Source organism: Actinomadura sp. 7K534, assembly GCF_004348575.1.
In the GTDB taxonomy this organism is placed as follows: domain Bacteria; phylum Actinomycetota; class Actinomycetes; order Streptosporangiales; family Streptosporangiaceae; genus Spirillospora; species Spirillospora livida.
Map to the genome: position 1 here is coordinate 1 of NZ_SMKB01000012.1, position 20,919 is coordinate 20,919.

Consider the following 20,919-nt stretch of genomic DNA (forward strand, 5'->3'; position numbering starts at 1 on the left):
GGTCAGCTCGGGGGGCGGAGGGTGCCGGTGGCGAGTTCTTCGAGGCCGAGGCGGAGGACTTTCGTGCCGGCTTCGTAGGTTTCGCGGAGGGTGGTCTGCAGCGTGCTCAGCTTGCGGAAGGCGCGGCCCAGTTCGGCCTGTTCGTCCAGGGGAAGGCGGGGCAGGCGGGAGCGGCGGAGGTCGAATCGGGCGGACGAGGTCGAGCTGCGTAGGCGGGCGCCCTGCGCGCCCAGCAGGAGCCAGCCGGCGACGAAGTCGGGGTCACTGCGGGACGGGTCGACCCGGACGACGGCCAGTCCGGGGCCAAGGATGGCGCCGTCCTCGGTGATGACGCGCACTGCGGGATATCGGGCGGCCAGAGAAACGGCGATGTCGCCAGTGCGGAGACGGAGGTCGTCCGGGGTCTCCGCTGCGGTCGCCCTAGGGGCTCTGTGTTCGGCCAGGTCTTCGAGGGTCAGGACGGGGACGTCCCCCTCGCCGGTCTTCACCTTGGTAGGGCCGCGCAGGACGTCCAGTACACCCGCCTTGGCCAGCTCCCCGATCGTCGTCATCGGGACGTCATCGCGTGCCTCGGACTGGGTGAGGAACGACAGTTCGGCGGCCGTCCGCTGGAGCTCTTCGGCCTTCGCTGACAGCAGTTCACGTGCGACGGTGAACGACCCCTCCGACGTGGGGGCGCTTCGTTGCGGAAGGTATCGCGCAGGGGTGAGGTCCACCTCGTCGTCCAGCAGATCGATGATGCGCACGACGACGCTGGAGTCGGTGCCGTCGTCCTTGCCCTTGAGGTACTTCCTCCAGGCGTTGAGGGCGACCTTCTCGAAGTCGGCGGGATCGGCCGACGTGTCGACCATGAGGACGTCGTCCGGGGGCTGGTCACCAGGGGACGGACGGCGCAGAACCCACACGGTGAGCGCGACGGCCATGTTCGGCACCGCGCCGGCCGGCAGGCCGATGACCGCCCTCAGCGCGCCCCTGCGGAGCAGCTCGGCGCGGACGCGGCGTCCGGAACGGCGGTTCGCGACGGCAGGAGGCATGAGCATCACGACGGCACCGCCGGGACGGACGTGGGCGAGGCCGTGTTGCAGCCACGCGAGCTCCGACTCCATGCGGGGTGGTAGCCCGTACTCCCAGCGTGGGTCGCCGGTCAGCTGCTCGTAGCCCCACCCCCGGTCGTTGAACGGCGGGTTGGTGACCACCAGGTCGACCGTCCGGCCGGCGAAGGCGTCGGCGAGGAGCGAGTCGCCGGAGTGGATCTCGGCGGGGGCGCCGCGCAGCGCGAGCTGGACGGCCGACATCCGCGCGGTCGTGTCGTCGATCTCCTGCCCGAGGAGCTCCTCGACGTCCTTGAACCGGTCGTTCGCCATGCCGAGGTAGGCGCCGGTGCCGCAGGCGGGGTCGAGGAGGGTGCGCGCGGGGCCGCCGAGGTCGAGCATCAGCCGGACGACGGGTTCGGGCGTGAGGTAGACGCGGCGGCTGTGGTGCTCCAGGTAGCGGGTGCGGAGGAACTCGAAGGTCTCCGCGACGCCCAGTTCGTCCACGAGCTGGGAGAGGGCCCGGACGGGCGGGGCGGGTCGGCGGGCAGGGCGTCCGGCAACAGGTCGGTATGGGCGCGGACGGCGGCGGGAAGGGCTTCGGCGATCTTCTCGTCAGGGGCGGACGACAGGTCGCGCCAGTGGCCGGGATCGGCGCGCAGGTAGAGGAGGTAGGCGCCCGCGAAGGTGAGGACGTCGGCGAGTTCGACGTCCCCGTAGGCGGCGCCGCGGAGGGTCTGCCAGACGCGTTCCCGGACCGGCGAGTCGGCGAGTTTGCCCTGGCCGCGGAGCCACGCCTCGACTTCGGCGAGGGAGAACGTCGGGCTGACCGCCGTCCCGCCGACGGGCTGGGGGAAGTCGTCGTGCCGGCGGCGCCAGTTGCTCACCGCGGCGCGGCCGACCGCGGCCAGCCGTGCGATATCGGCCGCGGTCACCGTCGCATCGTTCGACACCGGCACTCCCATCAGCGGACAGGCATCCGTGATCTCAGCCTAGCGCCTTCCAGCGGTTGATCTGATTCACCAGCACAGCCCGACCCTCGCCATCACACACAGAAGCGCATGACTATTTACAGGTTGATTGCGTTCACAGCTCGATCTGTGGTTTTCTGTGTACAGCGATCCGCATCCCCCTGAGAGCAGCGGAGTTGATGACGATGCACGTGCCGACGATGTCCCTGCGCGAGTTCGACGACGCGCAGCGGCGGACGCCCCCCGGCCTCGCCGAGCGGACCCAGCGCCTGCGGGCCTGCGCGACCCGCGCCGCGTGGTGCGGCTGCTGCGGGGTCGCGCGGCGGCTGCTGTGGCTGTGCTTCGCCGCCGTCCGGCACGGCGACGACGCGATCGCGGACATGCTCCTCGGCGAGGCCGAGCACTACATCGGCGCCGGGCGGCACCCCGCGACGTGCCCGCAGATGCCGCCGCGTCCGGCACGGCGCGACGGGCGGGCCCCGGCGCAGGGGCAGGTACCCGGCTGGAGCGGACTTCCGGGACCGCTGGTCGCCGCGACCGACGCGAGCTGGAAGCGGGGCACCTGCGGGGTCGGCTACGTCGTCAGCGACGGCCGCTGGGGCATGCGGGGCTGGACGTTCGGCCCGCAGGACCCGACCGGGCCCCGCCGGGTGCTGGTCAGCGAACTGCGGGCCGTGGGCCTGCTGCTCGACCGCGTCGAGGACGGCCGCGACCTGGTGCTCCTCGTCGACAGCCTGTCGGCGCTGCGATTCCTGCGCGCGTGGCGGCGCGGCGACACCGGCCTGCTGCCGGACGGCTACGACGTGCGGCCCCGCCGTTCCGGCGCGGACCCCTCGCTTGTCCGGCTGGCCCGGCAGGTCGTTGGACGGCCCGGGCTGCGGCTGGAACACGTCCGGGGCCACTCCGGCCACCCGCTCAACGAGACCGCGGACTCCCTGGCGTCCATCGCCCGGCGCCGCGCCACCGAGACCTTCGACTCCACCGCCCGCGCCGAGGGCCTCGTAGAGGCGTTCCTGCACGCGTGGCACGGCACCGGCGGCATCGCCGCCTGAACTCCTGGGAGAAAGAGATGAACCCCGACCAGCACGGCCCGCACGCCTACCACAGTCCCGGCCCGCCGATGCCCCCGTACGCCGTGCCACCGCGGAAGCGTCGCGGCGGCGGCTGCCTCTACGGCGCCATCGGGGGCGCGGCCACGCTGTTCCTGATGGTGTCGTGCGGGGCGATCGTGGCTTCCAGCGGCGGCGCCGCCGACCCGGCGGCCACGTCCGGCGACTCCCCCGCGGCCTCCGCGCCGGCGGGCGGCGACGCCGGCGAGAAGAAGGCCAAGGACGAGAAGCGGCCCAAGAAGATCACGAGCGGCATCGGCCGCGAATACCGGGACGGCAAGTTCGCCTTCACTGTCACGAAGGTGAGGAAGGGCGTGAAGAAGGTCGGCAACGAGTACGTCGGCGACACCGCCCAGGGACAGTTCGTCTTCATCCATGTGACGGTGAAGAACATCGGCGACGAGGCCCGCAGATTCACCCACCACAACCAGACGCTCATCGACACCAGGAACCGCGAGTTCGAGGCCGACCCCGAGGCGTCGATGTGGTCCGGGCAGGACACCAAGTCCTTCCTCCAGCAGATCAACCCGGGGAACGCGGTCAAGGGAACGCTCATCTACGACGTCCCCCGCGGCACGAGGCTGAAGGCGATCGACCTGCACGACTCGATGTTCTCCCGCGGGGTGACGGTCCCCCTCGGCGGCGGATGACGGCTCGCCCTCATGCCGGCTCGGTCCAGGGCGGCCCGGCACGGTCACGTTCCGTGACGACACCATGGCGGATCGTTTACCATCGTGTGATGCGGGCGCGGCACGAGTTCGGGGTGCTCGGGCCCCTGGAGGTCCGGCGGGACGGGGTGCCGCTGCCCATCGGCGCGGCCAAGCTCCGTCTCCTGCTGGCCGCCCTGCTCGTGGACGCCGGTCACGTCGTGCCCGTCGACACGCTGGTGGGCCGGTTGTGGGGCGAGAAGCCGCCGGCGCAGACCCGGAACACCCTGCAGAACTACGTCCTGCGGTTGCGGCGCGCGCTCGGTGAGGGCGGGCCCGAGATCGTGCTGACCCACCCCCGGGGATACCTGGCCGAAGTCGAGCCGGACGCCCTCGATCTGCACCGGTTCGGCGTGCTCGTCCGCCAGGGGCGCGCCGAGCTGGAGGCGGGCGCGGCCGACCGCGCGGCGGTCCTGCTGCGGCAGGCGCTCGAGCTGTGGCGGGGCGCGCCCCTGTCGGATCTGCCGCCCGACCTGCTGCAGGACGTCCTCCCCACCCTGACCGAACAGCGCCTGGACGCGCTGGAGCTGAGCATCGACGCCGACCTGGCGCTGGGCCGCGCCGCCCACGTGCTGCCGGAACTGCGCAACCTCATCGGGACGCATCCGCTGCGCGAGCGCTTCTGGGCCCAGCGCATGCGGGCGCTCTACCAGAGCGGCCGGCAGGGTGAGGCGCTGGAGTGCTACCGCACGGTCGCCGCGCTGCTCGCGGACGAGCTGGGCATCGATCCGGGAGCGGAGCTGCAGGACCTCCACCGGCGGATCCTGGCCGCGGCCCCCGAGCTCCGCCCGGCGGCCGGCCCGGGCGCGGGGCCGCGAGAGCACCGGCGGGGAAACCTGCCGGCCGAGACGACCACCTTCGTCGGGCGCGAAGGCCCGCTCGCGGAGGCGCGGCGGACGCTCGGGAGCGCCCGGCTCGTCACACTGACCGGGGTCGGCGGCGTGGGCAAGACGCGGCTGGCGCTGCGGGTCGCGGCCGAAGCCGCCGCGTCGTTCCCCGACGGGGCGTGGCTCGCCGACCTGGCCGTCCTCGCGCCGCGGACCGATGCCGAGCAGCTGGACCGGACGGTCGCCGAGTCGCTCGGCCTGCGCGACCAGTCGGCGCGCGCCCCGGCCGACGCGGTGGCCGATCACCTGCGCGACCGGCGCGTGCTCCTCGTCCTCGACAACTGCGAGCACCTGGTCCAGGCCGTCGCCGCGCTGGCGCTGCGGCTGCTGCGGGCGGCCCCGGGCCTGCGGATCCTCGCGACGAGCCGGGAGCGGCTCGGGGTGCCGGGCGAGCACGTGCTCGTGGTGCCGGGCCTCGCCGTCCCGGATGAGGAGGGCGGCGAGCGGGACGGCGCTGCCGGGGCGGCCGGCTGTGCCGAGGCCGTCCGCCTCCTCGCCGACCGGGCCACCGCGTGCGCGCCGGGCTTCGCCGTCACGAGCCGCAACCGGGACGCGGTCGTTCAGCTGTGCCGCCGCCTGGACGGCATCCCGCTCGCCATCGAGCTGGCGGCGGTGCGGCTCGGCTCGCTCGGCGTCGCGGAGATCCTCGACCGCCTGGACGACCGCTTCCGGCTGCTCGCGATGCCCCGCACCGGCGGCGGCGGCCGTTACCGGCAGACGCTGGGCGGCGTGGTGGACTGGAGCCACGAACTCTGCACGGCCGGCGAGCGGCTGCTGTGGGCGCGCCTGTCGGTCTTCGCGGGCGGGTTCGACCTGGAGGCCGCCGAGGCGGTCTGCACGGGCGAGGGCGTCGCCCGCGACGAGGTGATGGATCTGCTCGCGGGCCTGGTCAACAAGTCGATCGTGCTGGCGGGCGACGACAGCGATGGCAGGACCCGCTACCGCCTGCTGGAGACCATCCGCGGGTACGGGTGGCAGCGCCTCCGGGAGCGGGGCGGCCAGGCGGAGATCCGGCTCCGGCACTGCCGGCACTACCGTGACCTCGCGGTGCGCGCCGCCGCCGGGTGGTGCGGCCCGGACGAGATCGCCTGGTTGCGCCGGCTGCGCCGCGAACTGCCCGACCTCCGCGCCGCCCTGGAGTTCTGCGGCGGTGACCCCGAGCACGCCGGCCTCGGCCTGGAGATCGCGGTCCAGCTCATCCGGGCGCGGTCGTGGTTCTTCAGCGGCACCATCGGGGAGGGCCGCCACTGGCTGGAGCGGCTGTCGGCACGGCCGGACCGGCCGCCGCCGGGGGTGAGGGCACACGCGGCGGCGATGCGGGCCTTCCTGGTGATCGTGCAGGGGGACCGGGCGGCGGTGCCCGCGGCCATGGCGGCGTGCCGCGCGGAGGTCGGCCCCGGCTCGCCCGAGTCCGCCTACATCGAGGGCGTGCACGCCCTGCTCATCCAGAGCGACCCGGTGTCACTCGGCAGGCTGGCCCATGCCCGGGAGGGGTTCCGGGCGGAGGGCCGGCCGGGCGACGCCCTCATGGCCACCATGTTCTGGGCCATGTCCGCCGTCTTCCTCGGCGGCCGGGACGCCGCCTTCCACGCCTGCGACGTCTTCCGCACGGACGCCGAGACCGCGCGGGCCGAATGGCTCGAGTCCTGGGCGCTGTGGTCCGGGGGGCTCGCCGAGCTGCGGCACGGCGACCCCGTCCGCGCCCTGCCGCTCCTGCGGGACGCCGTCGTCCGGCAGCGCGCCGTCGAGGACGAGTGGGGGCCGGTGTGGGACGTGGAGGCCCTGGCGTGGACCGCCGCCGCCGTCGGGCACCACCGGCACGCGGCCGTGCTGCTGGGCGCCGCGCACCGGATGCGCACGGCGACGGGGGTCGCGATGATCGGCCTATCGCCGTTCCAGGCCGCGCACGCCGAGACCGTGCGGCTGGTCCGCGGCGCGCTGGCCGAGGATTCGTACGCGGACGCCTGGAGCCGCGGCGACACCGCCGAGGACGTCGCCGGCCTGGTGCTGGCCGTGACAGACGAGATCTCCGCCGCTCCGCCTGGGCGCCGGCGGGAGGTGACCGGCGCGTGACCGCCGGGCGACCGGCGTGACAGCCCGCCCGGCCATCGTCGCCCTGTGACACCGAAGAGCGCGCCGGCCGCCGGCGTCCCCGCCCAGCACGCCGGCGGGACGACAGGGCGGCGCGACCCCGTACCGGGCAGCGGCCCGGCCCATGACCTGGGAGGTCCCGTGCCCCGGGACGGTGAGTGCTCGCCGGGCGGCACCGAGCCCCGGCTCGGCGAGCATCTGAAGCGGCAGCTGGCGGAGCTGTGCGAGGCGGCCGGAACCGCCGGGGACGCGGCCCGGTCTCTGCTGGACACCGCGGCGGGACCGCTCACGCGGTTCTCCCTGCTGGATCCGCCGCCTGCGCGGAGCCTCGTGTCCGACGACCATTCGCCGGCGGAGTTCTCGCTGGCCTTCACACCCGGCGCGCCGCCGGTCCCGCGGGTGCTGCTGGAGCCCGGCTACACCGACGACATGGCCCGGAGCGGCCGCGTCGGGCGCCGGGTGGCCGAGCGGCTGGCCGAACGCGGCGTCCTGTCATGCGACCGCCTGAGCTTGCTCGCCGACCTCTTCTTTCCCGCCGCCCCGCACGGGCCGTTCGCGATGTGGCTGGCCCTGGAGTTCCCGGCCGGCCGCCCCCGGGCGAAGGTCTATCTGAACCCGGCGGCGAACGGCCCGGGCCGCTCGGCCGACACCGTGGCCGAGGCGCTCGCCCGCCTGGGGTACGGGGACGCGTTCCCCGCGCTGCGGCGATACTCCGACGGCTTCCTGTTCTTCGCGCTGGACCTGGGAGATTGGCCCGCTCCCCGGGTCAAGGTCTACGCGACGCACCGGGAGTTCTCCGCCGCCGAGGCCGCCGCCGTCTCCCGCGCCGTGCCGGGAGACCACCCCGGCCGGGTGGAGGAGTTCGTCGACCTCGTCGCCGCCGGGCGCCGGCTCCGACGACGACCGCTCGTCTCCTGCTTCTCCTTCACGCGGGCATTCCCCGACCGGCCCAGCGGCTACTCCTTGCACGTCCCCGTGCGGGACTACGTGAATGACGACCACCAGGCCAGGGACCGCGCGGTGGCCGCACTGCACCGGCACGGCATCGACGGCCGGCCCTTGGACCGGGCGCTGGCCGGCATGACGTCCCGCCCACTGGACGCCGGTGTGGGGCTGATCGCCTACCTGACGCTGACCCATGCCGACCGGTGCCCGCCTCGCGTGACGGTCTACCTGTCCTCAGAGGCGTACGGGGTCAAGCCCCCTCGCCGGAACGCCGCCGGACTCGGTGAACCGGGGCCCACGATGGTCGGCGGGTGACCGGGCCGATGGAGCCGTACCGCATCAAGGCCGTCGAACCCCTGCCGCACACGACCCGGCCGCAACGCGAGACGGCCCTGCGCCGGGTGCACTACAACCTGTTCGACCTGCGCGCCGACGAGGTCACCATCGACCTCCTCACGGATTCGGGCACCGGAGCCCTGTCGGCCGGCCAGCTGGCGGCGGCGATGGCGGCCGACGAGTCCTACGCCGGGTCAGGGTCCTTCCACCGCTTCCGCGACGCGGCCCGGGAGCTGACGTCCTATCCGCACATCCTGCCGGTCCACCAGGGCCGCGCCGCCGAACGCGTCCTGTTCTCCACCCTGGTGGGGCCCGGCAAGATCACCCTCAGCAACACGCATTTCGACACGACCCGCGCCAATGTGGAGCTCACCGGCGGGCAGGCCCGCGACCTCCCATGCCCCCAGTCGCGGGACCTGGACGGCACCGCACCGTTCAAGGGCGACATCGACCTCGCGGCGCTGCGAACCGTCCTCGACGGCCCGGAGGCGTCCCGCGTCGCGCTGGTGCTGATGACGATCACGAACAATGGATGCGGCGGCCAGCCGGTCTCCATGGCCAACCTCACCGAGACCGCCGCGGTGTGCCGCCGCCACGGCGTCCCGCTGTTCCTGGACGCGGCGCGGTTCGCCGAGAACGCCTGGCTGGTCACCCGGCGAGAGGCCGCCTACCGCGGCAGGACTCCCCGCCAGGTCGCGCAGGAGGCTTTCCGGCTGGCCGACGGCTGCCTGCTGAGCGGCAAGAAGGACGGCATCGTCCACATCGGAGGGTTCCTGGGACTGCGCGACAGCGCGCTCGCCCGGCAGTGCGAGCCGCTCCTGATCGCCACCGAGGGATTCCCCACGTACGGGGGGCTGGCGGGCCGCGACATGGACATGATGGCGGTCGGGCTGTCCGAGGTGCTCGACCCCGCCTACCTCGCGTCCCGCGAGCACGCCGCCGCCCATCTGGCCGCGCGCGCCCGCGCCGCGGGGGTCGGCATCGTCGAACCGCCTGGCCTGCACGCCATCTACCTCAACGCCGGACGCCTGCTGGCGCACATCCCCGCGCACCGCTTCCCGGGCCAGGCGCTCGCCTGCCGGCTCTACCTGGAAGGCGGCATCCGTTCCGTCGAACTGGGCTCGCTGTATCTGGGGCGGGAAGACGAGCACGGTGAACCGATCTCAAGCGCGCCGCACGAACTGGTCCGGCTCGCCCTGCCGCGCAGGGTGTACACGCGCGGGCACCTCGACCACGTCGGCGACGTCCTCGCGCGGATCGCCGCAGACCCCGGCAAGGTCCACGGCTACCGCATCACCGAGCAGGCCCCCGTCCTCCGGCATTTCCGCGTCCGGCTCGAACCGGTCGAGACGTGCTCGAATGCGTCCTCTGAGGAGAGAGAACATGAGCTGCGCTGAACAGCGGGTGCGGAATCACGAGCATCCATCAGTGTTCGCGGGAGGCGGGCTCTGGTGCGGGCCGTCCGTCCGGCACGGGATGAGTGGTCACCTGATGGTCGCCGCGTCGCTTGGCGCGTACGGGGCGGCCGAGTGCTACTCCGGACAGGACCAGGATGAGTCCGCATAGCTGGTGGACGGTCAGCGCCTCACCGGCAATCACGGTGCCGAGCAGGACGCCGGTCGCGGGGTTGAGGAGGCCGATCAGACCGACGGTGCCCGCGGGGAGGTGCCGCAGCCCGGCGAACCAGGCGACGAAGGCGAGTGCGGTGGCGACCAGGGCCACGTAGGCGAACGCGAGGAGCGTCGGCATGGAGACCGCGGGCGGAGGACCCTCCACCACCGCGGCGGCCGGGAGGAGGAAGAGACCGCCGGCGACGAGCTGCCAGGTGGTCGAGGCGAGCACATCGACATCGGAACTCCACCGCTTGGTCAGGATGTATCCGAAGGACGACATCACCATCGCGGCGGCCGAGGCCAGGACTCCTCCCACGTGCACCGTTTCCGTCCCCGCGAGCAGCATGAGGCACACCCCGGCGAGCCCGATCGCGGCACCGGCCAGATGGGCGGCCCGGGGCCGCTCGGACACCAGCGGCCACGCGATGAGCATCATCGTCAGCGGGGACGTCGCCATGACCGTCGAGGCGACGCTCGTCGGAAGCAGCTGGGACGCGATGTAGACGAGGGCGAAGAACACGCTCACGTTGAGCAGCCCGAGTACGGCGGACCTCCACCACCATGCGCCGCTCGGCAGCCGCCTGCTGAAGGCCAGCAGGACGAGCCCGGCGGGCAGCGCTCGAACGGCGGCCCCGTAGAGCGCGTGGTCGGGAGGGAGGAATCCGCGTGTGACGAAGTAGTTCGTCCCCCAGGCCACCGGCGCCACCGCGGTCAGCGCCGCCCAGCGCAAGTTGGCTTCCACGGAAGATAGAATAGCTTCCAGGGAAGCTATATTGGATCCATGGAAGACCGGCAACCTCTGGACCACGTGGCCCGCATCCAGGCCGACTGGCGCCGCGAACGTCCCGACCTGGACGTCTCCCCGCAGGGGGTGATCGGCCGGCTGCACCGACTGGCCGGCCATCTCACCAGGGAACTCTGCGCGGTGTACGACCGCTACGGTCTCGGCGAGGGAGAGTTCGACGTCCTGTGCGCGCTGCGCCGTGCCGGTGAGCCCTACGAACGGGTGCCCGGGGAGCTCGCCGCCCACACGATGGTCACCACCGGCGCCATGACGAAGAGACTCGACCGCCTGGAGCGGGCAGGGCTCGTCACGCGCCGCCGCTCCGACGACGACCAGCGCAGCCGGATCGTCGCCCTCACCGAACCCGGACGCGAACTGGTAGACCGCGCATTCACCGACCACATGCGCAACGAGCAGCGGCTCCTGGACCTACTGACCCCGAACCAGGCCGATGCGCTCGAAACCCTCCTCACCTCCTGGCTCGCCCGTATGGAACCCCAGCCCCCATCCTCCGGCGGCTGAGGCCGCCGCTCCCCCGGCCGGTCGTCGGCTCGTTAAGTCCTGAAGGGACGTGCTTGCCGCATTAGGGTTCGACAATGATCGAATCGCTGGCGTTCGACGATGCCGTGGAGGTGGGCGTCGCCGCGTTCTGCGCGGGGGCGGAGCCGCCCGGTGATGACGAGGTGTGGCACCGGCTGACCGGGGCCGGTGTCGAGCCGTGGCTGGCCGAACGGCTTCTGATCTTCCTGCCGATGGCCTTCACGCGGCGGCTGCTGCCGGACGTCTCCTTCTCGGACGGCGCGGTGGCTCCCGGCGGCCGGATCAGCCTCCCGGACGAGCCGGTGTTCGTCTCGGCACTGGCACGCGCTCAGCGGGCCGACCGCGGCGAGATCGAGCGGGTCGCGTTGCGGAGCAGCGAGTTCAACGCGGTCAACAACGCGTTGCACGGCGGGTCGGCCCTGTCGGACCTGGTCGTCGGTGACACCGCCCTCAGGGCCGATCTTGGGCCGGTCATACCGGGTGACGGCGGCGTGCCCTCGCCGCGTGCCGCGTTCGAGGACCTCCTACGCGGACACCACGTCCTCCTCGGGGACGACACGAAGGTCGACGCGAAGCTGTTCGTGCATCCCGCTCCGGCCGGGGTGGTGATGGCCCAGGTCGACTTCGCGGTGACGCATCCGGCGCTGGCCGCGCCGCGACTGGTGGAGAGCTTCGCCGGACACGGCGCCACCTGGCGCGAGGCGGTCGGCAGGGCGGTGCACAAGTTCGAGCGCGGGGCGTTGCACCCGATCATCGAGGGTCTGCTCCGTCCCGGGGCGGCCCCTGACCAGGTGGAGCGGGAACGGTACGAGCACGCGGGCGGCGCGTTCGAGTTGATTCTGGGGGCTCAGCTCAACCTGTTCGCCGACCGGCCTGTCCCCTCGGCCGGTCCGCTGCTGAACCTGCTGCTGGATGGGCTGCGGTCGGAGCCGCTCACCCGGGAGGTGCATGGGCTGCGCCTGTTCATTGCGCACCACGTCGGCCGGTTGCAGTCCAATGAGGTGCTCCTGGACGGTGAGCCGTGGCCCCGCGGGGAGGCGGTGGCCGCGAACAGCCCGGCACCCCTGCCCGACGGGAGCGTCGCGGTGCGGATCTTCGGTCTCCTGGTACCTGTCGGCGGTGCATAGCGACTGCTTCGAAAGCTCTTTGACGGAGGGGTACGGCAAACTGGGGAAATGGCTTGATGGGGGGTGGGTCGTGCGGGGAGGTGAGTTCGCGGTCGAGGAGTTGGAGGCTTTGCGCGGGCCGCTCACCGGTTACTGCTACCGGCTTCTCGGGTCAGCGGCCGATACGGATGACGCGGTTCAGGAGACTTTGATCCGGGCGTCGTCCAGGTGGGAGCAGTACGACCCGGGCCGGGCGCGGCTGAGCACGTGGGTGCATCGGATCGCGACGAATGTCTGCATCGACATGCTCCGGGCGGCGAAGCGGCGGGCCCTGGTGATGGACGTCGGGTCGGCGGGCCCGGAGCTCGGGGCGCCGCTGCCCGCAGAGGTCTGGGTGGAGCCGATGCCCGACTCACGTGTGCTGGCCGGGCAGGACCCCGGTGAGGTGGTCGCGGGGCGGGAGTCGGTCCGGCTGGCGTTCATCGCGGCGCTCCAGCGTCTCGCTCCCCGGCAGCGGGCCGTCCTGGTGCTGCGGGACGTGCTCGTGTTCAGCGCCCAGGAGACCGCCGAGATCCTCGACACCACGGTGCCCGCGGTCAACAGCGCGCTGCAGCGCGCGCGGGCCGCGCTGGACGCCGACCGGCCCGACCCGTTCGACGTCTACGACCCCGAGGACGCCGGGCAGCGTGATCTGCTGCGTCGCTACGTGGCCGCCTTCGAGTCCCATGACGTCGCCGGGTTGACCGCGGTGCTGCGCGAGGACGCGGTGGCCTCGATGCCGCCGTTCCTGTGGCGGCTGGAAGGCGCGGGGAAGATCGCCACGGTCATGGGGGACAGCGACTCCTGCGCGGGCGCGCGGTTGGTGCCGTGCCGCATGAACGGCGCGCCCGGGTTCGGGCAGTACCGGCCCGGGGACGACGGCGTCCTCCACCCGTTCGCGCTGATCGCGGTTGATATCCAGGACGGACGGATCGCCCGGATGGTGACGTTCCTCGGTACTCACGACCGGTTCGCCGAGTTCGACTTGCCCGAGGTTCTCCGGGGTTCGGAGCAGGTCAGCGTGTGAGCGATGAGTTCACGCGGGACGCGTCGTACAAGTCGGTGAAGACAGGACGACGCGGAAGGACAGAGCAATGGAGACAGATTCGGCCCGCCTGATCGGCGAGACCCGTGCGGAGCGGGAGCGGCTCGCCGGCATCCTCGGTGACCTCACGCCGGAGCAGTGGGACATGCCGTCCCTGTGCGACGGGTGGCGGGTCCGTGAGGTGCTCGCCCACATGACCATGCCGTACCGGACCAAGGCGATCGGAGTTCTCGCGGGTCTGGTCCGGGCCGGGTTCTCGTTCAACCGGTACGCCGAGCGGGAGGCCCGCTCGACGACGCAGAAGATGAGCGACGCCGAACTCCTCGACCTTCTCCGGCGCAACGTCGACCACCCCTGGCGGCCACCGGGCGGCGGCGAGGCCGGTGCCCTCAGCCACGACGTCATCCACGGCCTCGACATCACCGAACCGCTCGGCCTGCCCCCGGCACCGGCCGAGCGCCTCGCGCTGGTCCTGGCGTCGACCAAGCCCCGGCAGCTGAAGTACTTCGGAGTCGACCTCGGCGGGCGGAAACTGACCGCCACCGACTCCGACGCGGTCGTCGGTGACGGACCCACCGTCGTGGCGATGACGTCCAAGGACATCCTCCTCGTGGCCACCGGACGGCGATCCCTGCACGAGGTCCCGCAAACGAGCCGGTGACGGTTCGGCAGGACGGGCGGTCCGACGGGTGGACGCCGTAGACGTCAGCGCGTCTCCGCCGCGCCGCGGGCGCGGGGCGCTGCAGCGGCCCGTGCCGTTGTTCAAGGAGAGGACGCCGCCTGACGACGACCTGCCGTCAGGCGGCGCCTTCTTCAGGGGTGCGTGCGGGCCGGTGCGCGGCCGGGCGCCCGCGCCTCAAGGCGGGCTTGGGGCAACTGGTCCCCGTCGTCCGCCGCCTTACCGTCCGTCCGCGCCCGGACCACTCCCTTACCTGCTCGGCAGAGTGTGCGCCCAGGAGCCGGAGGTGTAGCAGTGATCGCTGGCGAGGGAGTCGCTCGGGCAGTATGGCGCCTTCGTACCGGGCTTACCCGTGCGGTCGATCCAGATGTAGTCGACGTGCCCGTCGGGAGTCGCCGCCCGGGGGTAGGTTTCCGGATCGTCGTCGTGGTCTTTCCAGGTCGGCATCGTCCCCTTGTCCTGGGCCACCAGGTCGTGCATGCCCTCGAAGTACGCGGGCACCGCGTCGCGAAGATCATCGGGCAGCAAGTTGAAGTCGCCGGCGAGTACTCTCGGTTGCCCAGCCGCGTACGCGGTGGATGCCAGAAGGTATTCAGCGGCTTGCGGTCTCGCCCACTCCTCCTCATTCTCCAGGTGGGTCGTGCAGACCGTCATGCTCCCGGCATAGGTCTGCAGTTTGAGGCAGAGCATGGCGCGGCACTCGTCGACTTTGCAGTCCAAGCCCTCATCGCGCGCCGAAAAGTAGCGCGCGATGCCGTCCACTTTGACACCACCCGGATGCAGGATCGCACTACCGAACAGCTCGCCATCGCAATCATTGGTGTTCTTGGGCAGGCTGACGACCATCGTGCCCGCACTGCCCGTCCTGTTGCTCAGGTCTTCGAAATCCTGCCGGCAGACCTCGTTGAGCGAGATGAACCAGGGGTTGTCGGTGGCCTTGAAGAAGGCCACCAGGTTCTTTGCCCGGTCCTTGAGCACCGGATTTTCAACGCACGAGTCGTTTCCGGCGCAGATGTTGTAGTGGTGGATGGGGATCTCCAGGAGCGCGGCAGCACGACTGGACGCCGATGGCTGCAGTCGCTGTACGTTCGCGGGCGTGTACTCCAGGACCATCGGCTTCCCGTCGGCCGCCTCGATGACCCGCGTCGTGGAACCGGACGTGACCGGTGGCGCACTCTCCGCATACCCGGGAATGCCGGCAAGGCCGGACGCCATGATCATCATTACGGCGACGGCCAGCATCGCCCTTGCTCTTCGCACTGGGAGCTCCCACCTGCTGAATCGGAATGCGTCCCCGATGGGCAAGATGAGTGTGCGGATTCAACGGTGGGCCGTCACGTTACTGGCCGATCATGGTCATCGACGAGTTTTGCGACCGCCCACCGACTGCAATTCGGCCAGCCATATGACGCTGCGGAGCCGTGCGACAACCAGCGTGGAAATCATTTGCGCCCGCTCGCCCGCGGCGTTTGCTCAGCCCACCAGGAAGGTCTCGCCTGGAGCGGCGTAGCCGGTGGGGCCGTCGAAGCGGGCAGAGGCGGCGGTCACCGCCTGCCGAGGAGTGAGGGAACGTCCGACGTGGGTGACGATCAGGCGGCCCGCCCGGGCGGCGCGGGCGGTGTCACCGGCGTTCTCCGGCGTGTGGTGGACCTGCTCCCCCGTGGTCGGAACCTCGGCGCTGTCGGCCTCGCACAGCAGCACGTCGCACCCCTCGGCCAGGCTGATCAGCGCCGGGCAGGGAGCCGTGTCCCCGGAGTACACCAGTGACCCGCCCTCGGCTTCGACGCGCAGCGCGAAGGCCGGCATCCCGTGCGAGACCGCCCGGCTGGTCAGCGTGAGCGCGCCGACCCGCGCCGAATGCCCGTCCTGCAACTCCTCGATGGCGAACGCGGATTCGACCGGGCTGCGAACGGAGGTGTTGGTGAGGAAATGCGCCAGCCGGTCGGCGGTGCCCGGCGGGCCGTACAGGGGAATTGGTGCGGTGAGCTGGATATCGGCATAGAGCGCGCCGTAGTAGGCGGTGAGGAGGTCCGCGCTGTGGTCGGCGTGCAAGTGCGAAATCCAGATCGCGTCCAACTCGTCCAGGCGGACGTACCGTTGCAGCTCAGCCAGCGTCCCAGTGCCCGCGTCCACCCACACCCGGGCACCCGCACCGGACACCAGGTAGCCGGAACACGGATTGCCCACACTCGGGTACGGCGTCGCAGACCCAAGAACCGTCAAGCCGAAAAGCTCACCCGTCACCCCGCGAAGTCTAGAACGGATGATCCACACACTCGTGACGGCGCCCGGCCTCCCGAGACCGTGGCAGCAGAGGACGCGCTGCTCGGCATCGGAGAGGGACATGCCGTCACCGCACACCGTGCACAAGACCGTGCATGAGCCGGGCCGACAGGAGGTTCCCGATCCCCCGCCCCTCTCCACCGGCCGATCCCCGGCCGAGTCGGCCGATCTTGAAGCGAACAACCCACCCCAAGATCGGCCCTAACCCATCAGGTCCGATCGAGCGCTCCGACCTTGATTTGCTGGAGCAGGTGCCCGAACTGGTCGCCACTCACGGTCAAACGCCCGCCATCGGGATCCCTGGAATCCCGGATGGCAACACCACTGATCACTCCGGCCACCTCGACACATGCCTCATCGTTAATCGCTCCGCTGCGGGAGCTCTTCCGCCAATTGATCTTCACTCGCCACCTCCAGGAACTCAGCGATACGGGCTCGGGAGGCGTCCTCAGATAGGGCCTTGAACCCGATTCGTTCGTAATCTACGGCGAGTTCCTGTACTTCCGCTGCGTCCTCGATCAGCCGCCCGCCCCGCCGAGCGCCGACGTAGGCGACCAGACGGTTCTTCACGGTGATGAGGCGGAACGGGCCGTCGAGCCCCAGGTGCGCACCGGCCGACTTGGACAACAGGCGTACCGAAACGTAGGGCAGTTTCCCGAGTTCAAGCAGGTGGCTGAGCTGGTCGAACATCACCTCGCGTCCACCGATCTCCGACGTTATGGCGTCCTCGTCCAGCAACACCCAAACATAGGGCGGGGACGTCCGAGAGAGGATGGCACCCTGCCGAGCCATCCGCGACTGGACCGCCTGTTCGAGGTCCTCCGCATCGCTCTCCGCCAGAAGGGCGCGCATGTAGTCCTCGGTCTGGAGGGGTGGCGGAATGATCTGCCCCTGGTAGATCCGGATCACGCTCGCCGCCGCCTCGTACTGGCCATGCTGCAAAAACCAGTTCGGATCATGACCTTTGCGGGCAAATGTGACGAGCCGCTGGAAGTGGCCCCCGGTGTCCCACGCTTCATCCAACCGTCCGGCCTGCTTCATATCGAGCTGCACCCTGCCCGCTTCGAGGTTTGAAACATGAGAACGGACGTAGCCGATGATCTTACCGACCTCGGCACCGGTCATACGATGCCTTCTTCGGTAAAGTCGCAGGTCATACGCCAACCAAGCATGCAGCGAGGACGTGGGGTCGATCTCGTCGGCGGCGGTCATCGAAGACCTCCCGGTGTTTAGGGAGTTTACGTATACACCGCACCCTAGCGACGATCCGTAATCCTGGAGACACAGATCGTGAACTTCTCCAGGAAGGACCGGGCGGAAATGATCGCTACGCCGGACTGCCTGCTGATCCCCATGCTGGCGTCGAACGCAGCGCCGGGTCTGGCTCGAACGATGACGCGAACGCGACTGGACACGTGGGGCTGCATGCACATTTCGGACGATGCATTCTTGATCGCCTCTGAATTGGTCACCAACGCCGTGGCGGCGACACCCGGCAAGGAGATCCGCTACCAGTGCAGCCGCGACCCCGCCGGCGTCCTCATCGCCGTATGGGACGCCAGCCCGACCCCTCCACGAGTACACCCGCTGATCGAGCCGGCACTCGAAACGCTGGACGTCTCCGAGGAGAACTGGGACGACAACGGCGGCCGGGGCCTCCCCATCGTGGCCGCTCTCGCCACCGAGTGCGGTCACACCCCGGACCCCTCCGGCGGCAAATGGGTCTGGGCCCGCCTCAAGCCCTGATCCCGGCCGGTCGACCTGCGGCATGCCGTCCTCATGGAACGTCCCGTCGGGGCGACATGCCTCCGCGACCGAAGTCGTCGCCGGCGGCCGTCCCATGCGGTGACCATCATGCCGGTGGCGCCGCGCCGGTTCGGGTGGACGATCAGTGTGCGTCCAGGGCGTTCAGGACGACGGTCAAGTGCGGGCTGCGGATCCCGGCTCGGGTCAAGGTGCCGGCGGCATTCCGTGCGAGCGTCCGTGCCCGGTCGGACGCCCCGGCGCGGTGCTCGAAGAGCGCCTGCACAGTGAGGTACTGCCCCACCCGCAGAGCTCGCGTCCGCCCGTCCAGCCGCTCCCGTGCCAGGTCCAGGTACCGCTCGGCCGCGCCCCAGTCCGGCCGGGCGGTGCCGAGGGCCAGCCGGCAGGCGAACACGTGCCGCGCCAGCTGCATGTCCGGGTTCTCGTGCGCCGCCGACTGCGCCAGGACCCGGCGGGCCACCAGCTCCCGGGCCGCGGCGAGGTGCCCGCGGTCCTCCAGGATGCGGGCCTGCCAGAACGCGACCTCGATCTCCATCCGCCGGTCGTCGATGGCGGCCAGGCCGGAGTACTCCGCCCGGAGGACCCGCTCGGCGCATCCGGTGCGTCCCTCGTTCATGAGCGACACCACTGCGCCCATCACGGCAGTCCCGTAGTGACCGGAATCGCGCGCCGCGCGGCCGAGCGCGACCAGCCGCCCGTAGACCGGCACCGCCGCGCGGCCCCGTCCGCTGTCGCGCAGCGTCACCGCCCGGACCGCGAGGTAACGTCGCCGCAGTTCGCCGCTGTGCCCGAGACCCCGCCCGCCTCCGGCCGCGAGCTGCCCCAGCAACCGGCGGGCCGCGCCGATCTCGGTGGCGTCGACTGCCCGTTCCGCCCGTGCCAGCATGTCGACTGCGGCGTCCTGGGCGCCCGTAAGGCGCGCGACCGGCGCCAGAACGGCCCCCGCCAGCAGGAGGCGCCGTTCGATGGCGGCCGGGTCCGCGTTGCCGTTCCGCATTTCAGTGCGCCCCCTGATCGCCGTTCTCGGTGTCCGCAGGTTCGCCGAGCGGCTCTGCCAAACGGTCCAGGATCGCACCGAGGGCCGCGAGCACGGCGGCGGCACCTGCCGCGAGCCAGCCCGGCTGGACGGCGCCGGCGAGCTCGACCATCGCGGCTCCCGACGCCGCCGTCACCGCCGCGTTGCGGCAGCGCGCCGCCCGGTGCCCCCCTGCCAACGATGTCGTCCGTCTCATCGCTGCTCCCATGTCCATGAAGACCTGGTGCAGATTTCACAGGCCGCCCCCGTCCGGAACCAGCGACGGCGCAGAACTTCGCGAATGTGGGACACTCCCCGGCTCAGCGGCGGTGTCCGAGCCGCGGATAGACCATGAGGCCCGTCGCACGACGCGGTATGGCTCCCGGGCTGCGGAACGGGCTCGCGATCCGCCGCATCGGGGGGATCTCCTCCAGCGCGGGCCACACCTTCGCCGACGCCTTGATCCGCTGGTCGATCCGGTACAGCAGGTTCGCGTACCCGCCCTGCTCGGACTGGACGGACTCGAACTGGGACACGAAGTACCGGACCGTGCCGATGTCGCGGTCCCGGATGCCCCACAGCACCCCCAGGTCAGCCGCCGCGAGCTTGCGGTTCAGCATGACGGCCCCGTCCGTGATGGCCAGCAGCCCCTCGTAGTCGCGCATGACCGCGCGCGCCGTTCGCCGCGCCACCGGCTTCGCCACGATGCGGGCGTTCTCCGTGCTCTCCGCGACGCCCAACTCGAAGCGGCGCCGGGCCAGCCCGAACTGGATCTCCATGTTGCCCGGCACCTCGTCGGCGATCGCCTCCATCCGCGCCAGCGCCGCCCGCAGGACGTCCCGGGACCCGCCCCGCAGCACCCCCGAGAAGATCACCTGCCCCAGCCAGTCGTTGACGTTCTGGAGGATCTTCTCCCGCTCGCCCGACGGCGGGTACAGCGTCGCCCGTTCCACCACGCCGCGATAGAGGTCGAAGGCGGTCTGATAATGGCCGAACATCTGGTGGAGGTGGGCCTGCCCGGCGCGGGCCACCAGGACGTTCAGGTGCCTCGGCCCGTGGTGTTCGATCTCCTCCGCCTCCCACGCCTGGGCGTAGCGCAGCGCCGTGAGGTTCTCCGCGTCCCGCAGGAGGTTGTAGGCCGCGCGCAGGAACCGGAGCCTGGTCTCGGCCCCGGCCGACGCCGCGTCGGGAACCAGCCGACTCGTATGGGCGACCAGGAACTCCCACAGTTCCGGCCGGTGCGCGTCCACCGACTGCTCGAGCTGCGCCACCGCCTGGTGCGGATCGTCGGTGAGGGTGACCCCGTCGGCCGTGCACACCGTCGTGCGGCTGCGCTCGGGTGGCAGCGCGGGACGGTGCGCGATGGTCTTCAGCCGCTCGGTCACACGGAAGGAGTCTCGGTACCGCTTGTCCTTGTCGGAGGTGACCGGCGCCCGGCGAACGCCGCGGCCGAACTCCGGAGACCGCCGCTGGTGCGCGTAGATGGCATCCAGTTCACGCTCCGGCTCCCGCGCCATCAGCGCCTGCGACCGCAACGCGAGCACCGCGCCCGGCGCGCTCCCTGCGGTCGGCGCGGTGTCGCCCGGGTCGGGCGGCGCCCCGTTCATCAGCCGGGCGACCCGCCCGTCGATCCGGTCGAGCCGCCGGTTGATCGTCTTGGTGCTGACGTCCGCCTCGGCCGCCAGGGTGGCGACGGGAACCGGGTCACCGGTGATGCCCATCGAGTCCAGCCACAGCCAGGCGTCCCCCGCGCTTATCCCCTCGGCTGCGCGGTGCCGGATCAGCCATCGGCTCAGCGCGGCCCGCACCGCCGCCGCGCTCCACCGTCCGACCAGCGCGCCCAGCGGACCGTCCAGCTCGCCGGGGTCACCGCGCCACTGATCACGCAGATACTGCCGCAACGCCCTGACGTCGGCCTTTCTAATGGCGGTGGCCGGCGTCTCGCCCATGCAGGCGCCTCCCGAGAGTCACCTC

The 20,919-nt window shown here is 71.5% G+C and carries 18 protein-coding genes and 1 pseudogene; 10 read left to right on the forward strand and 9 right to left on the reverse strand.

The annotated features are described in order from the left end of the window. Window positions 1–2: 2 nt before the first annotated feature. A pseudogene (locus E1266_RS04565) lies at window positions 3–1,996 on the reverse strand (N-6 DNA methylase). 185 nt (window positions 1,997–2,181) lie between these two features. Here E1266_RS04565 and E1266_RS04570 point away from each other — a divergent pair. From E1266_RS04570 to E1266_RS04590, 5 genes are all read left to right on the forward strand, one after another. Continuing rightward, on the forward strand, window positions 2,182–3,054 hold the full coding sequence (locus E1266_RS04570; protein WP_132044030.1) for an RNase H family protein: 873 nt from the start codon (window positions 2,182–2,184) through the stop codon (window positions 3,052–3,054). A 17-nt stretch (window positions 3,055–3,071) separates the two neighbouring features. Continuing rightward, on the forward strand, window positions 3,072–3,761 hold the full coding sequence (locus E1266_RS04575) for a DUF4352 domain-containing protein (RefSeq protein WP_132044032.1): 690 nt from the start codon (window positions 3,072–3,074) through the stop codon (window positions 3,759–3,761). Between the two features lie 89 nt (window positions 3,762–3,850). Beyond that, window positions 3,851–6,778: a BTAD domain-containing putative transcriptional regulator gene (locus E1266_RS04580; RefSeq protein WP_132044034.1), complete on the forward strand. Its 2,928-nt coding sequence runs from the start codon at window positions 3,851–3,853 to the stop codon at window positions 6,776–6,778. A gap of 45 nt (window positions 6,779–6,823) precedes the next feature. After that, complete coding sequence (locus tag E1266_RS04585) at window positions 6,824–8,056, forward strand: tryptophan dimethylallyltransferase family protein (protein WP_132044036.1); 1,233 nt, start codon at window positions 6,824–6,826, stop codon at window positions 8,054–8,056. Further along, entirely contained in the window at window positions 8,053–9,474 is a 1,422-nt protein-coding gene (locus E1266_RS04590; RefSeq protein WP_207945414.1) for a tryptophanase, read from the forward strand. The genes E1266_RS04585 and E1266_RS04590 overlap by 4 nt, the downstream gene beginning before the upstream one ends. Before the next feature lie 28 nt (window positions 9,475–9,502). Here E1266_RS04590 and E1266_RS04595 read toward each other — a convergent pair whose 3' ends face one another. Next, window positions 9,503–10,432 carry an EamA family transporter gene (locus E1266_RS04595; protein ID WP_207945420.1) on the reverse strand — a complete coding sequence of 310 codons (930 nt, stop codon included), beginning with the start codon at window positions 10,430–10,432 and terminating at the stop codon, window positions 9,503–9,505. A 39-nt stretch (window positions 10,433–10,471) separates the two neighbouring features. Between E1266_RS04595 and E1266_RS04600 the strand changes: the two genes are divergently transcribed. From E1266_RS04600 to E1266_RS04615, 4 genes are all read left to right on the forward strand, one after another. Beyond that, window positions 10,472–10,996 carry a MarR family transcriptional regulator gene (locus E1266_RS04600; RefSeq protein WP_132044038.1) on the forward strand — a complete coding sequence of 175 codons (525 nt, stop codon included), beginning with the start codon at window positions 10,472–10,474 and terminating at the stop codon, window positions 10,994–10,996. A 74-nt stretch (window positions 10,997–11,070) separates the two neighbouring features. Further along, window positions 11,071–12,141, forward strand: a complete 1,071-nt coding sequence (locus E1266_RS39205; RefSeq protein WP_132044040.1) for a DUF6348 family protein — start codon at window positions 11,071–11,073, stop codon at window positions 12,139–12,141. Window positions 12,142–12,211: 70 nt separating this feature from the next. Next, window positions 12,212–13,186 (forward strand): RNA polymerase subunit sigma-70, encoded by a 975-nt coding sequence (locus tag E1266_RS04610; RefSeq protein WP_243718226.1) that lies wholly within the window; start codon window positions 12,212–12,214, stop codon window positions 13,184–13,186. Between the two features lie 67 nt (window positions 13,187–13,253). Beyond that, window positions 13,254–13,865, forward strand: coding sequence for a maleylpyruvate isomerase family mycothiol-dependent enzyme (locus tag E1266_RS04615; RefSeq protein WP_132044044.1), 612 nt, complete (start codon window positions 13,254–13,256; stop codon window positions 13,863–13,865). A gap of 267 nt (window positions 13,866–14,132) precedes the next feature. Here E1266_RS04615 and E1266_RS04620 read toward each other — a convergent pair whose 3' ends face one another. From E1266_RS04620 to E1266_RS04635, 4 genes are all read right to left on the reverse strand, one after another. Then, window positions 14,133–15,125 carry an endonuclease/exonuclease/phosphatase family protein gene (locus E1266_RS04620; RefSeq protein ID WP_132044046.1) on the reverse strand — a complete coding sequence of 331 codons (993 nt, stop codon included), beginning with the start codon at window positions 15,123–15,125 and terminating at the stop codon, window positions 14,133–14,135. A 231-nt stretch (window positions 15,126–15,356) separates the two neighbouring features. After that, complete coding sequence (locus E1266_RS04625) at window positions 15,357–16,157, reverse strand: MBL fold metallo-hydrolase (protein WP_347876702.1); 801 nt, start codon at window positions 16,155–16,157, stop codon at window positions 15,357–15,359. 218 nt (window positions 16,158–16,375) lie between these two features. Continuing rightward, a complete protein-coding gene (locus tag E1266_RS04630) occupies window positions 16,376–16,570 on the reverse strand; it encodes a DUF397 domain-containing protein (protein WP_243718228.1) in 195 nt (64 codons plus the stop codon). Beyond that, window positions 16,527–17,378, reverse strand: a complete 852-nt coding sequence (locus tag E1266_RS04635) for a DUF5753 domain-containing protein (RefSeq protein WP_132044050.1) — start codon at window positions 17,376–17,378, stop codon at window positions 16,527–16,529. Before E1266_RS04635 ends, E1266_RS04630 begins: the two co-directional genes overlap by 44 nt. Window positions 17,379–17,615: 237 nt before the next feature. On the opposite strand from E1266_RS04635, the gene E1266_RS04640 reads away from it, so the two are divergent. Continuing rightward, complete coding sequence (locus E1266_RS04640) at window positions 17,616–17,912, forward strand: ATP-binding protein (protein ID WP_165965931.1); 297 nt, start codon at window positions 17,616–17,618, stop codon at window positions 17,910–17,912. Window positions 17,913–18,054: 142 nt separating this feature from the next. Here the strand turns inward: E1266_RS04640 and E1266_RS04645 are convergent, their stop codons facing one another. The 3 genes from E1266_RS04645 to E1266_RS37785 all read right to left on the reverse strand — a co-directional run bounded on the left by E1266_RS04645 (window position 18,055) and on the right by E1266_RS37785 (window position 20,894). Beyond that, window positions 18,055–18,927, reverse strand: a complete 873-nt coding sequence (locus E1266_RS04645) for a hypothetical protein (protein WP_132044054.1) — start codon at window positions 18,925–18,927, stop codon at window positions 18,055–18,057. A gap of 1 nt (window position 18,928) precedes the next feature. Continuing rightward, the gene (locus E1266_RS04650; RefSeq protein WP_132044056.1) at window positions 18,929–19,162 is read right to left on the reverse strand and encodes a hypothetical protein; all 234 of its coding nucleotides are present in this window, start codon (window positions 19,160–19,162) and stop codon (window positions 18,929–18,931) included. 103 nt (window positions 19,163–19,265) lie between these two features. After that, window positions 19,266–20,894, reverse strand: a complete 1,629-nt coding sequence (locus E1266_RS37785; protein WP_165965932.1) for a hypothetical protein — start codon at window positions 20,892–20,894, stop codon at window positions 19,266–19,268. Window positions 20,895–20,919 lie beyond the last annotated feature (25 nt).

What these genes read in the sequence shown, in the direction of transcription:
- E1266_RS39205 (WP_132044040.1), top strand. Translation starts at nt 11,071, where the DNA reads ATGATCGAATCGCTGGCGTTCGACGATGCCGTGGAGGTGGGCGTCGCC.
- E1266_RS04645 (WP_132044054.1), bottom strand. Translation starts at nt 18,927, where the DNA reads ATGCGGAACGGCAACGCGGACCCGGCCGCCATCGAACGGCGCCTCCTG.
- E1266_RS04615 (WP_132044044.1), top strand. Translation starts at nt 13,254, where the DNA reads ATGGAGACAGATTCGGCCCGCCTGATCGGCGAGACCCGTGCGGAGCGG.
- E1266_RS04620 (WP_132044046.1), bottom strand. Translation starts at nt 15,125, where the DNA reads ATGCTGGCCGTCGCCGTAATGATGATCATGGCGTCCGGCCTTGCCGGC.
- E1266_RS04580 (WP_132044034.1), top strand. Translation starts at nt 3,851, where the DNA reads ATGCGGGCGCGGCACGAGTTCGGGGTGCTCGGGCCCCTGGAGGTCCGG.
- E1266_RS04600 (WP_132044038.1), top strand. Translation starts at nt 10,472, where the DNA reads ATGGAAGACCGGCAACCTCTGGACCACGTGGCCCGCATCCAGGCCGAC.
- E1266_RS37785 (WP_165965932.1), bottom strand. Translation starts at nt 20,894, where the DNA reads ATGGGCGAGACGCCGGCCACCGCCATTAGAAAGGCCGACGTCAGGGCG.
- E1266_RS04575 (WP_132044032.1), top strand. Translation starts at nt 3,072, where the DNA reads ATGAACCCCGACCAGCACGGCCCGCACGCCTACCACAGTCCCGGCCCG.
- E1266_RS04650 (WP_132044056.1), bottom strand. Translation starts at nt 19,162, where the DNA reads ATGAGACGGACGACATCGTTGGCAGGGGGGCACCGGGCGGCGCGCTGC.
- E1266_RS04635 (WP_132044050.1), bottom strand. Translation starts at nt 17,378, where the DNA reads ATGACCGCCGCCGACGAGATCGACCCCACGTCCTCGCTGCATGCTTGG.
- E1266_RS04570 (WP_132044030.1), top strand. Translation starts at nt 2,182, where the DNA reads ATGACGATGCACGTGCCGACGATGTCCCTGCGCGAGTTCGACGACGCG.